At 60.6% G+C, this 14116-nt stretch carries 18 protein-coding genes; 14 read left to right on the top strand and 4 right to left on the bottom strand.

The features are described from left to right. Window positions 1-239 precede the first annotated feature (239 nt). From DM450_RS07685 to DM450_RS25760, 8 genes are all read left to right on the top strand, one after another. Window positions 240-1589, top strand: a complete 1350-nt coding sequence (locus DM450_RS07685; RefSeq protein WP_013039775.1) for an IS1380-like element ISSp1 family transposase — start codon at window positions 240-242, stop codon at window positions 1587-1589. Window positions 1590-1992: 403 nt separating this feature from the next. Beyond that, window positions 1993-2475 carry a hypothetical protein gene (locus DM450_RS07675; RefSeq protein ID WP_142633852.1) on the top strand — a complete coding sequence of 161 codons (483 nt, stop codon included), beginning with the start codon at window positions 1993-1995 and terminating at the stop codon, window positions 2473-2475. A 79-nt stretch (window positions 2476-2554) separates the two neighbouring features. After that, on the top strand, window positions 2555-2998 hold the full coding sequence (gene tnpA, locus DM450_RS07670; RefSeq protein WP_142632303.1) for an IS66-like element accessory protein TnpA: 444 nt from the start codon (window positions 2555-2557) through the stop codon (window positions 2996-2998). Further along, window positions 2995-3348 carry an IS66 family insertion sequence element accessory protein TnpB gene (tnpB, locus tag DM450_RS25770; RefSeq protein WP_185928675.1) on the top strand — a complete coding sequence of 118 codons (354 nt, stop codon included), beginning with the start codon at window positions 2995-2997 and terminating at the stop codon, window positions 3346-3348. Before tnpA ends, tnpB begins: the two co-directional genes overlap by 4 nt. A gap of 93 nt (window positions 3349-3441) precedes the next feature. After that, window positions 3442-4950 (top strand): IS66 family transposase, encoded by a 1509-nt coding sequence (gene tnpC / locus DM450_RS07665; protein ID WP_185928750.1) that lies wholly within the window; start codon window positions 3442-3444, stop codon window positions 4948-4950. Beyond that, the gene (locus DM450_RS07660; protein WP_142632302.1) at window positions 4947-5558 is read left to right on the top strand and encodes a UPF0149 family protein; all 612 of its coding nucleotides are present in this window, start codon (window positions 4947-4949) and stop codon (window positions 5556-5558) included. The genes tnpC and DM450_RS07660 overlap by 4 nt, the downstream gene beginning before the upstream one ends. A gap of 278 nt (window positions 5559-5836) precedes the next feature. After that, the gene (locus DM450_RS25765; RefSeq protein WP_185928735.1) at window positions 5837-6007 is read left to right on the top strand and encodes a hypothetical protein; all 171 of its coding nucleotides are present in this window, start codon (window positions 5837-5839) and stop codon (window positions 6005-6007) included. Window position 6008: 1 nt separating this feature from the next. Next, on the top strand, window positions 6009-6167 hold the full coding sequence (locus tag DM450_RS25760; protein WP_185928734.1) for a hypothetical protein: 159 nt from the start codon (window positions 6009-6011) through the stop codon (window positions 6165-6167). 53 nt (window positions 6168-6220) lie between these two features. Here the strand turns inward: DM450_RS25760 and DM450_RS07655 are convergent, their stop codons facing one another. Together DM450_RS07655 and DM450_RS07650 are read right to left on the bottom strand one after the other, a co-directional pair. After that, a complete protein-coding gene (locus tag DM450_RS07655; RefSeq protein WP_142633850.1) occupies window positions 6221-6454 on the bottom strand; it encodes a hypothetical protein in 234 nt (77 codons plus the stop codon). 328 nt (window positions 6455-6782) lie between these two features. After that, window positions 6783-7127, bottom strand: a complete 345-nt coding sequence (locus DM450_RS07650) for a hypothetical protein (RefSeq protein WP_142633848.1) — start codon at window positions 7125-7127, stop codon at window positions 6783-6785. A gap of 473 nt (window positions 7128-7600) precedes the next feature. Here DM450_RS07650 and DM450_RS07645 point away from each other — a divergent pair, with 473 nt between their 5' ends. Beyond that, window positions 7601-8434 carry an IS5 family transposase gene (locus tag DM450_RS07645; protein ID WP_142632654.1) on the top strand — a complete coding sequence of 278 codons (834 nt, stop codon included), beginning with the start codon at window positions 7601-7603 and terminating at the stop codon, window positions 8432-8434. A gap of 39 nt (window positions 8435-8473) precedes the next feature. Here DM450_RS07645 and DM450_RS07640 read toward each other — a convergent pair whose 3' ends face one another. Both DM450_RS07640 and DM450_RS07635 read right to left on the bottom strand, forming a co-directional pair. Beyond that, window positions 8474-9286 (bottom strand): IS5 family transposase, encoded by an 813-nt coding sequence (locus DM450_RS07640; protein ID WP_066213739.1) that lies wholly within the window; start codon window positions 9284-9286, stop codon window positions 8474-8476. Between the two features lie 193 nt (window positions 9287-9479). Beyond that, window positions 9480-9905: a hypothetical protein gene (locus DM450_RS07635; protein WP_142633847.1), complete on the bottom strand. Its 426-nt coding sequence runs from the start codon at window positions 9903-9905 to the stop codon at window positions 9480-9482. Between the two features lie 659 nt (window positions 9906-10564). Between DM450_RS07635 and DM450_RS07630 the strand changes: the two genes are divergently transcribed. The 5 genes from DM450_RS07630 to DM450_RS07615 all read left to right on the top strand — a co-directional run bounded on the left by DM450_RS07630 (window position 10565) and on the right by DM450_RS07615 (window position 14112). Next, complete coding sequence (locus DM450_RS07630) at window positions 10565-11560, top strand: SPFH domain-containing protein (protein ID WP_142633845.1); 996 nt, start codon at window positions 10565-10567, stop codon at window positions 11558-11560. Window positions 11561-11587: 27 nt separating this feature from the next. Continuing rightward, a complete protein-coding gene (locus DM450_RS07625) occupies window positions 11588-12250 on the top strand; it encodes a DUF4178 domain-containing protein (protein WP_142633843.1) in 663 nt (220 codons plus the stop codon). Further along, window positions 12247-13572, top strand: coding sequence for a DUF4178 domain-containing protein (locus DM450_RS07620; protein WP_142633841.1), 1326 nt, complete (start codon window positions 12247-12249; stop codon window positions 13570-13572). The genes DM450_RS07625 and DM450_RS07620 overlap by 4 nt, the downstream gene beginning before the upstream one ends. 38 nt (window positions 13573-13610) lie before the next feature. Continuing rightward, the gene (locus DM450_RS25755; protein WP_185928733.1) at window positions 13611-13772 is read left to right on the top strand and encodes a hypothetical protein; all 162 of its coding nucleotides are present in this window, start codon (window positions 13611-13613) and stop codon (window positions 13770-13772) included. Between the two features lie 130 nt (window positions 13773-13902). Beyond that, entirely contained in the window at window positions 13903-14112 is a 210-nt protein-coding gene (locus DM450_RS07615; RefSeq protein ID WP_142633839.1) for a DUF350 domain-containing protein, read from the top strand. Window positions 14113-14116: the final 4 nt, after the last annotated feature.

Raw genomic sequence — 14116 nt, 5'->3', positions numbered from 1 at the left:
ATTAAGCGCGCAAGCATTCTCAACACGACGGTCTTACCTCGACGATGTAAAATGGTGTAAAACACCTACTGTCTCGAAGGGAGATTCGCAACAATTATCAAGTTTATCTAACCCGCCTTATTCACCAAAAGTGTCCTGAAGGGTTGGCGGGAGTGGCGTAAGCCTCTGATCTGAATTAGGAACTGGGTGTCTAAGCCGAACCTGCCGCAGGGCAGAAAATGCCACGGGCCACACCCGCCATGAACGATGATATCGCAAGCTCATTTGGATTCCCAGCAGTCGGCCGCAAGAAAATCACAGCTGCGTTCGACGGTGGCCGGCTTACCTCGGATGGCGGTGTTCTACTGCTTGCACAGGCCGAGCGCGCGATGGGGATTTGCCAGCGCCTGGCGGCTTGTATTGCCGATCCGCGCGATCCAGCGCGGGTGATCCATCGCCTGGATGACATTCTGCGTGCCCGTGTGTTCGCGATTGCGTGCGGCTATGAGGATGCCGATGATCTCGATGCTCTGCGCGACGATCCAGGCTTCCGCCTGGCGCTCGGCAAGCTGCCGGAATCGGGCGCGGGGCTGGCCAGCCAACCGACGATGAGCCGGTGGGAAAATGCACCGACTACGCGCGAACTGGCCAGCATGATGGCCGCGATGATCGACATCTACTGCGCCAGCTATCCCGCCCCTCCGACAGCGGTCACGCTGGATATCGACGACACGTGCGACGTCGTGCATGGCTATCAACAGCTCTCGTTCTGGAACGGGCATCATGGGGAGCGCTGCTTCCTACCGATCCATATCTACGACACCGCGACCGGCAGGCCGGTGGCCATGCTGCTGCGCACAGGCAAGACGCCTTCTGGAAAGGAGGCGGCGGGGCACATCCGACGCCTGGTGCGTCACCTGCGCCGTAATTGGCCCGATACCCACATCACTATCCGCGGCGACGGGCACTATGGTCGACCCGAGGTCATGGCCTACTGCGATGCGGCCCGCGTCGATTACGTGTTCGGCCTGCCCACCAATTCAGCGCTGCGCGCCGATCCCGCCATTGTTGCGGTCGCCGATGCCTGCGCGGTCAAGCGCGCCCAGCGTCAGTGTCCCGTCCTGCGCAACTATGCCGAGACCCGCTATGGGGCAAAGACCTGGAAGTGCCAGCGTCGCGTCGTTGCACGGATCGAGGCCAGCACGCTGGGCATGGACATCCGCTATGTCGTCACCTCGTTGGCAACAGGATCGGCCGAGCACATCTACGACACGCTCTACTGCGCGCGTGGTCAGGCCGAGAACCTGATCAAGCGCCACAAGTCCCAGCTCGCCAGCGACCGAACCTCGTGCCGCTCGGCCAATGCCAATCAGATGCGCCTGATACTGCACACTGCCGCATACTGGCTGCTATGGCGCATCCAGCAGGCGATGCCCAGGACCGCTGCTCTGGCAAGCGCGGAGTTTACCACCTTGCGCCTGCGGCTGCTCAAGGTCGCTGCGCGCGTCGTAGAAAGTGCTAGCCGCATCCGCATTGCCTTCGCTTCCGCCTGTCCGGATGCCGACCTGTTCCGCGCCCTCGTTCTCCGGCTGAAGCCTGCGCCGACGTAGCCCATGCGGCAGCGCCGCAGAACTCCGAGCCCAGCCCTTCAACCCGAAAAGCCCATCAATCCGAATGCGGTGAAACAAACGCCAGCGATGCCGGTCGTCCGCGCAATACAGCCAGCCGCAGCAAATGCCCAGAGCGGGCCCGAAACCGAGCGTCGTGAATAAGAGAGGCTAATGGTTGTTCCTGTTATGTGTTCTGAGAACAATATAGGATAATTGGTTTATTTCTATATTTTGCCATGGCGTCATCGCCAGTAATTATCCGGACAAATCCACGATTGCCTATCGTTTGATGAGGCGAAACAGGGGGAGGTGAAGGCTCCGGAAATCATAGATTTTTCGGAGTTGGTTAACTACTGCCGGTGCAGTTAGGCGCTGGTATTGGTGCTGCCGGGGTGAACTGCGTATGAAGAAGTTTCTCAAGTGGGGCGTCGGGCTCGTGGTGATCGGGTTCGTTGGGCTCGCTGGTGTCGGTAAGGCGGTCGCTCTGCATGAAGACTACCAGCTATTCCGCACAAACCTTGACGAACTGCAAGGCGTCAAAATTGGCGAAACGCAGGAGGAAATCCTCTACGAACTCGGCAACCCATTCATGGTCCAGAAGGCCGATGTTGATGCGGAGAAGCCTGATGCTGCTGGGTTTAGGATCGTTGAGCCTGATGGGTCACTTCGGGATGGAAAGAATTTCAGGGATTACCCGATCTGGGAATGGAGTGCGCAGGACGGCACTGTGTCCGTGGCTGCGAAATTTGATCCAGAGACGAAGAAAGTCATTCGCGTAAATTGCAGGGCGGGCACCGATGCTTCGGCAACCCAATTGGTATGCATCACTGTTAGCATGGTCGGACTTGGGACCGACAACAATCGCATCAATCCGTTCTATCGTTAGCGATGCGAGCGCCCCACGTAGACGGCGCTGATTGCTGAGCCAATGACCCTGCCTTTGAAATGGCAGCGGAGATGGCAAGATGCTCGACGATGACATCAGCGGTTTGAACGGCGATTTAAACAGTGCGGCACAGTGTGCGAATACGGATTGGAACGGTGTGCCGCATAGTGCGAAGTCGGATGTAGGCGAAGCGACAATCCTCGGCCCGCAGAAGCGCAACCGACGGTGGGATGCACACGAGAAGGCGCGGATCACCGCAGAAAGCTTTGAGCCGGGCGCCAACATCAGCGCGGTGGCGCGGCGCCATGGCATGAGCCCGGGCTTGCTCCATTACTGGCGGCGAACGGTGCGCGACCGGGCGGCGATGGAGCCGATCTCGTTTGTGCCGCTGGAAGTCGACGATGGCACGCGGGCTCCAGATGGCAGCCTCGAGATTGGGTTCGACGGCGCTCACGTCGTGGTGCGCGGCGCGGTGGACGCGGGCGTCCTGAGGGTTGTGTGCGAGGCGCTGCGTCAGCGATGATCGGCGGGCGCAGCGATCTGAAGGTCGTGCTGGTGTCGGGTCCGATCGACTTCAGGGCCGGTATCAACAGGCTCGCCTCGCTGGTGGCCAATGAGTTGGGCCGAGATCCCTATTCCAATGATGTCTTCGTGTTCCGATCGAAGCGGATGGACCGTTTGAAGCTCCTGCACTTTGACGGTTCCGGCACCATTATGGTGACAAAGTGGCTGGAGGCTGGGAAGTTCTTCTGGCCCCCCGTGACAGGCGGGGTGATCAAGCTGACCGCGGCGCAGATGACGCTGCTGCTGGGGGGAATGGACTGGCGTCGCCTTGAGGAAAACCCGATAAGAAAGCCCGAGGTGGCGGGGTGAGAAGTGGCGGTTTTTCTCGGTTTTGGCGCAATTGTGTGCTAACAAAATCGGGTGACCCGCCCCACGGAAAATCAGGCTGACGCACTTGATGCGATGACCCGCCGGGTGGCGGAACTGGAGGCCGAACTCGAGGCGGCCTCCAGGTTGTTGAAGACCTACAAGACCATGCTGTTCGGCTCGCGCTCCGAAAAGGCGCGTATCGTTCTCGACGGGCAAGGCAGCCTCGATCTGGGGGACCTGAGCGCCGTTCACATGGCGCCAGCAGCCAACGACGATCCGATGGCCAAGGGGGCAAGGCCTCGTGCCAGGCGCAACATCGGCGCTCTGCCCAAACATCTGCCCCGGATCATGCACGTCATCGAACCTGAAAGCACGCAGTGCGCCTGCTGTCAGGGCAGCATGCACAAGATCGGCGAGGACGTGAGCGAGGCGCTCGACATCGTGCCAGCCATCTTGCGCGTGATCGCCACCGTCCGCCCCAAGTACGCTTGCCGGACCTGCGAGAGCAGCATCGTCCAGGCGCCGGCGCCACGCAGGATGATCGAAGGCGGGATGGCGACAACCTCGCTGATCGCCTGGATCGTGACACAGCGCTTCGCATGGTATCTTCCAGTTTATCGCCAGGCCCAGATGCTGGCAGGGCATGGCCTGCAGATTGATCGATCGACGCTGACGCGCTGGCTGAAATGCGCGGCCTGGTGGCTCGAAGGCCTTTACGATCTGCAACTGCGGGCAATCCACAGTCACCCCCGCATCCACGTCGACGAAACCCGGATGCCCGTGATTGGAGGCGGCAACGGCAAAGTCCGCATCGACCAGTTCTGGGCCCATGGAACCGATGATCGCCCCTGGAATGGCCCGGCACCACCGGCGGTGTGCTATGTCCATGCCCGTTCCCGAAGCCATCGCACGATATCCGAGCAGCTTGGCCGCTATCAGGGCGTGCTCCAGGTCGATGGCTATCGTGCCTATAAGGCCTTCGAGAGCCCGGACGGGTTGTCCGGAGAGATCCGCCTCGCGTTCTGCCTCGCGCATCTGCGGCGACGCTTCGTGGATCTGCATAAAAGCACCCGGTCGCCGATCACCGCGCAGGTCATCACTCTGCTCAGTCGTATCTATCGGATCGAGGCGGAAATCCGCGGCACCAGTGCCGAGCACCGGCTGCTCACTCGGCAGGAGAAGTCCAGGCCGATCATGGAGGAGCTCAAGGCGCTGCTCGACGATACCCTGCCGCGCGTCTCGCAGGTCTCGGATCTGGCAGGGCACATCCGCTATGCTCAAGGCCATTGGCGCGGCCTCAACCTGTTCCTCGAAGATGGCCGCGTCGAGGTCGATAACAACATGATCGAGAGGCAGATGCGCCCGATTGCAATCGGACGCCGCAATAGCCTGTTCGCCGGCAACGAAGGTGGTGCCCATACCTGGGCGGTGCTCGCTTCCCTGCTTCAGACAGCAAAACTGAACGGGCTCGATCCCTACACCTGGCTGAGCGATGTGCTGGCCCGGATGGTCTCGGGCGAAGTCCTCAACAATGGTCTCGACCAACTCCTGGCATGGAACTGGCGCGCCGCTGAACCGACCGCTATGCGACTGGCCGCATGAGCAGCACCAGTCGCTTCAAGCGCCCAAAGAAGCCCAGAAAAGCGCGCGTCCTCACCCATGACAAGCTTGAGGAATGGCTGGCCACTCGCGAGCATCCGATGCCGGGAGTATCAATGATCGACGGCTATCTCGCCGCGCTTGTCGTCTCGCCCCAGTTCATTCCTCCCGAAGACTGGCTACGTCCTATAGTCGGAGACGGCATCGCCTGGGCGCCGGATGGCAGTATCGAGGAGGCCGTGCGCAACACGATCTTCCAGCGGTATAGCCAGATTGGTGCGACCCTGTCCGGTGGCCCGAAGCGCTATGCTCCCATCTACATGCGCACGGACGCCGGCGAAGTTCTCCTGGAGGACTTCGCCAATGGCTTCTACCTCGGCATGCGGCTCAGCATCGACGACTGGAAGCCGCACATATCCAGTCCGGAAATCGGCCACCCACTGACCGCCATCCTCGGCCATTGCACGACCATGATGCCTGAGGATCAACGCCAGAATGCACTACGCGGCCAGGCCGGCGAGATCATGGCTCAATCCTGGAAGGTCGTTCCAGAGCTGGTCGAGATGCTTCACGTCAGCATCGGCGGCGCCCGAAACATCGAAATCCGATAACCAGCAGCGTCAACGTGGGGTTCTCGCATCGCTAACGTTCTATCGGCGATCAGAGGATTACATCGTCGAGCATCTGGGGAAGCCTGATCAAGAAATCTACAGCACCGTAGGTAGTGTGAATCGCAAGATTCTAATCTACGATGAGCTTGGTTTGCAGTTCGTCATGATCGGGCAAGAGGCTGCAAACATCTATAAGTATGAAACAAACCCGAGTTTCACGTGGTGGCTGCTCCATGGGCCTAAGCAACCGGTGATCTGACTGAGTGAATAAATAGGTGATGAACCGTTTCATCACCTATTTTCGCAATCGTATCTCCGAACGTACTACATGGGCTGCGATCACGCTCGCCATTACGTCTGCCGCCACGATGCAAAAGCCGTGGTCATGGGCCTTTATTGCCGCAAGCGTCTTGGCTGCGCTCGCACCCATGAGCGGCCCGAAGGCCTGAGATGGAGCACCACGATTTCCGGAATGTGATCGATGTTGTTTCCGCTGGCACGGCGGTGGCGACCGTTGCGCAGGTGCTGCCCACTGCGGCGGCAGTCCTGTCCATCATCTGGACGATGATCCGTATCGGCGAATGGGCAGCCTTGAAACTCAGAAAGTGACCGGCCAGACGCTCACATTTTAAGTGACTGCTGTCAGTGTTCAGGCGCTCTCTCTAATCACCGTTGCAGCTATCGCAAATCGCAGCTTCCTCGCCGACCGAGCCTTCGTCAAAGGAAAATGGGCAGCCACAATGCAAGCACACGAGTGGCAGCGAGAAGTCGTCGCCTGAAACGTCCGGATGATGCTCGAAATCAGCCGCCGTATCGACTTCCACATCGAACTCGTGCTCCACCCCAGCGCGCTTTGCTGCGAGCCATGCAGCCCGTTCTTCATCAGTGAATGGCAATGTCGATGCTCCCTCTGTGTAAAAGGTGGCGTGCGGTAGTAGCCGTAAATAGGTGATTAATGGCGCGGTAAAATCCTCGACTGTGGGCGGAACCGACGCAGGCGCTCCAGTACCTCGGTCAACTCCCCTGTGGGCAACCCACGCCAGAACGGCACCCACCTCACCACATGATCGTCATCCGGGTTGATTGGGTCAGGGGGAGGGTAGACGCCTATGCCGCGCTCCCGGAGCGTCTCGGCCACCGCACGATACCAAAACTCAACAACCACGCGGCGAACTTTGACGTTCGAGCGGAGAACGGCGGCAATGTCGGCCTCGAAGTGGTCGATCAATCGCATTCGTTGGATGGGCTGGTGAGCCGGATGATGTCCACGATGTCCGCCGCAACTTCCAGCATTTCGGCTGCTGCAATGGTCATGCGGAGGCGGGAGGCGGTGAATTCGTCACCGTCAAGTTCAGCGTGGGTCAGGCTGTCGCGCAGGCTCATCAGGCAGGATCGTTTAACTCGATCATTCTCCTCCGCTCGCATAGCGTTCGCCCGCATGGATGAGCCGTAGATGTTGAGTTCGGCAAGTTCCTCGCAGGTGAACTCGGATAGCAATTCGGCGCGGTATTCATCGGTGATTTCGAGGGGTGTCCACTCTGCGCCCTCTCCAGATAGGATGTCGATCATGAATTATTTAGGTCGAAGGTATGTTTTAGATGATCGCGCCTATTCGTGATGACAGGTCAATTGCATATTGATGAATTTCGCAATCGTGATACGAATAGATTGAGCGCGGCGTTTCGTTTTTCACGGGATTTTTGCGACTTTCCGATTTTCGGTCGCCGCGCTCACCCCCGCTTTCAATCGGAACCGAATTCCGTAGAAAAGGTGGAGCCTCCACCACGAGGGTTGTTTTGTGTGGAGGCTCTCAATTGAGAGATTCTCACGCAAAAGTTCTCAAGTCAAGTCATGAGGATTCGTTTGGGGGCAAACGAATCCTCATGGCAAAGACTACGTGTGAGCAGGTGCGCGAGCAATCGCCTTGCGATCTTTTAATCGCGCCGGGGTGAGGGCCCGCAACTTAGAGCCCGATCCAAAAGTTGTTGAGCAATACCAGCATGTTATGATTCACGCCGTCCTTGCGAGAGATGGAGTGATCAATGGCATGGACTGGCATTGCTCGAGAGGAGCATAGCCGCAAGGGACTGCGTTATCCAAGCGACATGACGGATAAGGAGTGGGCGCTGGTGGCCCCGTTCATTCCCCCGGCAAAGCAAGGCGGTCGGCGGCGCAGCACGAATATGCGCGAAGTGGCCAACGCGCTGCTCTATCTGGCTTCGGCCGGGTGTGCCTGGCGCCTGCTGCCCAAGTGCTTTCCACCGGTCTCGACGGTTCGGCGCTATTTCTACGCCTGGCGTAACGCGGGATTGTTCGAGGTGATGAACACGCTGCTGGTCATGAACCTGCGAGAGATCGAGGGGCGCGAAGCCTCTCCCAGTGCGGGCATCATCGATAGCCAGAGCGTGAAAACGACCGAAAGCGGCGGCCCGAGTGGATATGACGCGGGCAAGAAAGTCAAAGGCCGCAAGCGTCATATCCTGACCGACACCTCCGGTTTTCTGATCTCCATCCTCGTGCACACCGCCGATATTCAGGACCGTGATGGCGCCGTCGACGTGCTCAAAGGCATATGCCAGCGCTTCCCCTGGCTGCGCCATATCTTCGCCGATGGTGGCTACGCCGGAGACAAGCTCAGGAGAGCACTCGCCAAAGTCGGGAATTGGGTAATCGAGATCATCAAGCGTTCCGACAAGGCCGAGGGCTTCGAAGTCCTCCCGCGCCGCTGGGTCGTCGAGCGCACGTTCGCCTGGCTGGGGCGGTGCCGCCGCCTCGCAAAGGACTGGGAGGCGACCATCGCCTCGTCTACCGCCTGGGCCACGATCGCTTCTATCCGCATGCTCATCCGCAGAACCGCAAGATATTGCTACGCTTGAGACACTTTTGAATCGGGCTCTTAGAGTCGGTTTCGAAACTCACGCTGACCGAGCCAAACGGCGTAGCATGAGCATGGCGGCGGCGGCGTAGAGGAAGGCTGCGGCGGATTTGAGGGTGGCTTCCACGTCCTTGGCCAGACGGCGGTTTCGATTGACCCAAGCGAAGAACCGCTCGACCACCCAGCGCCGAGGGAGGACGACGAAGCCGGATTGCCCGGCGATCTTGCTGACTATCTCGACGGTGATGCGGGTCGCCTCGGTGACACGGTGATGGTTATAGCCGCCATCGGCCCAGACCTTCTCGATGAACGGGAAGAGGCCGCGCGAGATTTGCAGCAACGCGCCGCCGCCATCACGATCCTGGACATCGGCGGTGTGCGGCTCGACAAGCAGCGGCCTGCCGTCAGTATCGACCAGAGCATGGCGCTTGCGACCTTTGATCTTCTTGCCAGCATCGTAGCCGCGCGGTCCGCCGCTCTCGGTGGTCTTGACGCTCTGACTGTCGATGATGGCTGCGCTTGGCGAGGCGTCCCTTCCGGCTCGCTCGCGATCGAGCGCGACCAGCGCATGGTTGATCCGCTCGAACAGGCATTCGTCACGAAACCGGGCAAACCAGCGGTAGACCGTCTGCCACGGCGGGAAGTCCTTGGGCAGCAACCGCCATGCAATCCCGCCGCGCAGAACGTAGAAGATGGCGTTCACGATTTCGCGCATTGGCCATTGCCGTCGCCGCCCCGTCGTGCGCGCCTCGGGAACAAATGCCGCGATCAGCGCCCACTCAGCATCGCTCAAATCCGTCTGGTAACGCTTCGAAACACGCGTATGCTGCACGCGGGTGGCTGGGGTCCACATCAAGATCTCCGGGTTGTCTGCAAAACCCCCGGAATCACACGAACCTCAGCCGCTCAACTCCTTTCGAAACGGCCTCTTAGGGGGGGCAGCGGACCCTCGTGCACAGAAGCTGCACATCTCTCGGGGAGACGCAGTATTTTCTCTTATTGCTACGATTCGTTCAAGGTCGTTAACAATAACAATCGCCGTTATTTTAACAATTATAGAACTTTGGAGCAGCATCTCTGGCGGGCTTGGCTTGAATGCCATGAGTTTTAGCTGTGATAGCTAATCGATCTAACCAGTATCCTTCGAATTGTATTCCTGCTCGTTTGCGGCCAGCGAATGAAACGCATGCGCGTTCTACGCCTCGTGCGATGTGCGTCCGGTATTCTTGCGTAGCATCAACCGCGTCCAAATAGAGCGCCATGCGCTCTGCGTACTTTATCACATAGATCATCGCCAACTCTTCAACCGATGAGAAGGAGGCGATCCTTGTAATAATTTCATGACAGTCCGCGCGCACATCGTGAGGCAGCTTCGTGTCGAGTAGACTTTCAGCCATTTGTTGGGCTTCGACGGCTGCTCGACCTTCGGTAAGCAGCCGATAAAAAGTTGTGAGTCTTCTGAGGAGTGTCATCCATCATATCTCGTAGAATCACTTAATCATTCTGCCCTCGCATCAATTAGACGTGTTTGACAAGTGACAGTTGTATTTAGAAATTACACGTGTCGATATGAGGGTTCTTAAGGCGCGTCCTCTTGATCAGGTCGCGTGCGGGCCATCCTCACCACTTTCGAGCCTCAGCCGTATGCCAGTTTCGCCTGTGTACCCGAGTTTCGTTTTTTGTTGACCCGTTAGTCTGGTGGCCATTGTTTTCATCTTGCGGACCAGAGTCTGGTGGCCTAATTGGCATACATCTGGCATACGTTAGGGCACCACTCGGGTGAACAGCGGTAAACAGTCAGACACACAAGTCGCTGTTTAGGCTTGGTTTTTATGGTTTTGTGAACAGCCCTAAACAGGGGCTGACCCCCAGATTTTTATTCCTAATCTGGGGGCCATGGGTTCGAATCCCGTCGGGCGCACCACGTTTCAGGAAACCCCCCGGTATTCCCGGGGGTTTTTCTTTGTCGGGCGTGCCCCGGCCTGGCCGCAGGTGTGGCTGCCGGTATGAAAAAACTCCCGCCATTTCATCGTCGAACCGCTGATTCGAACCAGACCGGCAGCAGCAAGGGTGCTTTCCACTTGCCGCGGAAGCGATTAGTCTTGGCCGATGCCCCAGGGGGATGTGCGACATGTTTGGTTTTCTGAAGAAGCAGTTCGTCGACGTTATCGAATGGCTGGAAAAGCCGGGTGAACTGGCATGGCGGGTGCCGTTCGAGGACCGCGAGATCCAGAACGGCGCACAGCTGACGGTGCGCGAGGGGCAGGTCGCGGTCTTTGTCAATGAAGGCTGCGTGGCGGATTTCTTCGAATCCGGCCTGCATACGCTCAATACCGCGAACCTGCCGGTGCTGACGAGCCTGATGAACTGGGACAAGGGCTTCAAGTCACCCTTCAAGTCCGACGTCGTTTTCCTGTCGCGCAAGGAGCAGCACGGGCTCAAGTGGGGCACTGCCCAGCCGGTAACGGTGCGCGATGCCGAATTCGGCGCGCTGCGCATCCGCGCTTTCGGCTCCTATTCGTTCCGTGTGGCGCAGCTCGAACCATTTGTCTCGCGGGTGGTCGGCACGCTGGAGGGCGTTTCCGCCGCTTCGCTGGAACCGCAGCTGCGCGCCGCGATCCAGACCGCGCTGGCCGCGGCGCTGGGCGGCAGCGGCATCGCCTTCCTCGACCTCGCCGCCAACCAGCAGGCGCTGTCGGACCGCATCAAGGTGGAAGTCGACAAGGCGTTTGCCCAGTGGGGGCTCGAATGCCTGACCTTCTACGTGGAGAGCGTGTCGCTGCCCGAGGACGTGCAGGCCCATCTCGACAAGGGCTCCTCGATGCGGGTGCTGGGCGATCTGGCGCAGTATACGCGTTTCCAGGCGGCAGAGGCGATCGAGCAGGCGGCGGGCGCCGATGGCGGCGTGGCCGGGATCGGTGCGGGCGTTGCGGCGGCGACGGCGCTCGGCGGAGCCATGTCGGCAGGGTTGGGCTCGGGATTGGGGGCTGCCCCGGCCGCTCCTGCGCAGGCGGAGGAAGATCCCATCGCCACGATCGAGAAGCTGCACAAGCTGGTCACGCTCGGCGCGCTCAGCCAGCAGGAATTCGACGCCAAGAAAGCCGAACTGCTTTCGCGTATTCGCTGACGCGAAGGGTTCGGGGGGAATAGCGGCGTGATCAATTGCCCGTCCTGCGGCGCGGCCCTGCCTGTGCGGGGCCTTTCCGCGCCTTATACGACCTGCAGCCATTGCCAGTCGCTGATCTTGCGGCAGGGCCAGGCGGTGGAGGAGATCGGCAAGGTTGCCGTGGTGCCGGAAGACGTGTCGCCGGTGCGGATCGGGACGCGCTTTCATGTCGGCGGCGTGGACTTCGTTGCCGCGGGCCGCGTGCGCTGGGGCTGGAGCGGTGGTTCCTGGAATGAATGGCTGCTTTATGCGGCCGATGGCCAGACGCGCTGGCTGGGTGAGGCCATGGGCATGTACATGCTGACTGCCGAGCGTGCCGATGTCATGACGTCACCGCTCGCGCGCGCCTTTGCGGATGGCGGCGAACTCGTGCCCGGGCAGACGCTTGTGGTGGACGCTGCGGAATATGCCGTCTCCGATGTGAAGCAGGCCGAATGCCTTGGCGGCGAGGGTGATCTGCCGTTTTCGCCGCGCACTGGCTGGGCAATGACCAATGTCGATTTCCGCACGACCGGCGGCGCGGCGCTGTCGCTCCAGCGGGACGGGCAGGGGGCGTCGGCCTGGCTCGGCACCTGGCATGAACTCGCCGACCTCGCGCCGCGTGCGCTGGCGGAGATCGAGGGCTGGACGGTGCCGGAGGCCATGCGGTGAACGCGCCCAAGCACGCCGTGCGCGCGGTAACCTGTCCCAGCTGCGGCGGCACTCTGGAGGTGCGCGCGGCGGGCTGGTCGGTGAACCTGGCCTGCCGGTATTGCGGCTCCATTCTCGACGTGTCGCGGCCCGAAGTGCAGCTCCTTGAGCAGCACAACCGTACCGCTGCCGGTTTCGCGCTGCCGCTTGGCAGCCGGGGGCGGCTGTTCGACACGGAATGGCAAGTGATCGGCGCGCTGAAACGCAGCGATGCCTGGTCGACCTGGCGCGAATACCTGCTGCTCAATCCTTACGCCGGGTATCGCTGGCTGGTCGAGTACGAGGGCGACTGGAAGTTCGGCACGATGCTGCTGGGCCGGCCTGAGGAGAACGGCAAGACGGTCGTGTGGCAGGGGCAGCGTTACCGGCAGGAGGACGAGGCGGCGCTGGCCACTACCGAGACGGTGATCGGGGAATTCTACTGGCGCGTTTCCAGCGGGGACCGCGTGCTTTGTGCATCCTATGCCAGCCGGGATTTCACGCTCTCGCGCGAGGAAGCGGACGGCGAGGTCAACTGGACCCACCTTGCCGCGCTCTCCGGCGGCCATGTCGAAAGCGCCTTCGGAATCCTGCCTCCCGAGCCGGAAGAACGCCGGGGGAGCGGCGACAAGGCGCGCGGCTATGCGCTGTTCGAGGCCGAGGCGCAGGCCGAGGCGGCGCGCGGCGTCGACGATATTCCGGCGATGCTTGGCCTTTCGTTGCTGACGCTCATCGCCGCGCTGGTCCTGATGCTGGGCTTTGCGGGCGGCTCGGCCGAGGTCAGGACGGATATCGAAGCGCCGTTCGCTCGCACCGCCGAAGGCATTCGCCTCGGTTCGATCACCGTCAACCGCCCCTGGCAGTTCGTCAGCGTCACCGCACGGGCCAATACCCTCGACAATCAGTGGGTCGATCTCGACTACAGCCTTGTCGACCGGGCGACCGGCCAGTCGATCGATGCCTATGGCCTCGTCGAGCACTACACCGGCCGCGACAGCGACGGCGCGTGGAGCGAAGGCGATACCAAGGCGACGATCCAGTTCGGGCATATCCGGAAAGGCACGTACGACGTTTTTGTCGACGCCGGTGCGCACCGCTGGCCGACCGACGTGCCGCCGGTCAATACCGCCTCGCCCTGGGAGGCTTCGACGTATGGCGGATGGGGTGAGGACCGGCCGGGCCCGGTTCCGGTCGAGGTGACGGTGAAGACCAACACCGTGCCCAGGGGCAACTTCTGGACGCTGTGCATTCTGGTGGCGCTGATGCCCGCCTTCGCACTCTATCGCGGATGGAAATACCGATGAGGCCCGAACAATGAGGTCTGCGCAATGAGGTCTTTGCCATGAGCGCGCGCCTGTTCTTCCATGCGCTGTGCTGCCTGTTCCTGCTGGCGGGCGTGGCGGCATCCAGCTTCTACGCCTGGTCGCCCTATTCCGACGAGAAACACGAGGCAGGAGGGAGCAGCGGTTCCGGCATCCGGGGCAGCGGCCCCACCCACAAGTAATTCACGCTGGAGCCGTTTCCGATCCGATCGCATCGGATGAAATGCTCCAAGATTTTGTTTCCACGCGCTTTCCGGGTCATCGGGTAAGTCCACCTGATCGGAAAACGCCCTAACGGCAGGGAGCCCAGACATGCTCACGCTTTCCGTCTTCCTCGCGACCTTGCTCTACGCGGGGCTCGGCATCGTCATCTTCATCGTCAGCTTCGTGCTGGTGGACAAGCTGACCCCGGGCGAACTCTGGCGCGAGATCATCGAGCGCAAGAACATGGCCGTCGCGATCCTCGCGGGCGCCGTGGCGCTCGGCATCTCGAACATCATCGCTGCGGCCATTCATGGCTGAAGGG

The sequence above is a fragment of the Sphingomonas sp. IC081 genome (genome assembly GCF_006874585.1).
Classification (GTDB): domain Bacteria; phylum Pseudomonadota; class Alphaproteobacteria; order Sphingomonadales; family Sphingomonadaceae; genus Novosphingobium.
Note: the sequence above shows the minus strand (reverse complement) of the source record. Positions and strands in the feature narration are given on the sequence as shown.

Coding starts and splice junctions, on each gene's coding strand:
- DM450_RS07685 (WP_013039775.1), top strand. CDS start 240: ATGAACGATGATATCGCAAGCTCATTTGGATTCCCAGCAGTCGGCCGC.
- DM450_RS07675 (WP_142633852.1), top strand. CDS start 1,993: ATGAAGAAGTTTCTCAAGTGGGGCGTCGGGCTCGTGGTGATCGGGTTC.
- tnpA (WP_142632303.1), top strand. CDS start 2,555: ATGCTCGACGATGACATCAGCGGTTTGAACGGCGATTTAAACAGTGCG.
- tnpB (WP_185928675.1), top strand. CDS start 2,995: ATGATCGGCGGGCGCAGCGATCTGAAGGTCGTGCTGGTGTCGGGTCCG.
- tnpC (WP_185928750.1), top strand. CDS start 3,442: ATGACCCGCCGGGTGGCGGAACTGGAGGCCGAACTCGAGGCGGCCTCC.
- DM450_RS07660 (WP_142632302.1), top strand. CDS start 4,947: ATGAGCAGCACCAGTCGCTTCAAGCGCCCAAAGAAGCCCAGAAAAGCG.
- DM450_RS25765 (WP_185928735.1), top strand. CDS start 5,837: ATGAACCGTTTCATCACCTATTTTCGCAATCGTATCTCCGAACGTACT.
- DM450_RS25760 (WP_185928734.1), top strand. CDS start 6,009: ATGGAGCACCACGATTTCCGGAATGTGATCGATGTTGTTTCCGCTGGC.
- DM450_RS07650 (WP_142633848.1), bottom strand. CDS start 7,127: ATGATCGACATCCTATCTGGAGAGGGCGCAGAGTGGACACCCCTCGAA.
- DM450_RS07645 (WP_142632654.1), top strand. CDS start 7,601: ATGGCATGGACTGGCATTGCTCGAGAGGAGCATAGCCGCAAGGGACTG.
- DM450_RS07640 (WP_066213739.1), bottom strand. CDS start 9,286: ATGTGGACCCCAGCCACCCGCGTGCAGCATACGCGTGTTTCGAAGCGT.
- DM450_RS07635 (WP_142633847.1), bottom strand. CDS start 9,905: ATGACACTCCTCAGAAGACTCACAACTTTTTATCGGCTGCTTACCGAA.
- DM450_RS07630 (WP_142633845.1), top strand. CDS start 10,565: ATGTTTGGTTTTCTGAAGAAGCAGTTCGTCGACGTTATCGAATGGCTG.
- DM450_RS25755 (WP_185928733.1), top strand. CDS start 13,611: ATGAGCGCGCGCCTGTTCTTCCATGCGCTGTGCTGCCTGTTCCTGCTG.
- DM450_RS07615 (WP_142633839.1), top strand. CDS start 13,903: ATGCTCACGCTTTCCGTCTTCCTCGCGACCTTGCTCTACGCGGGGCTC.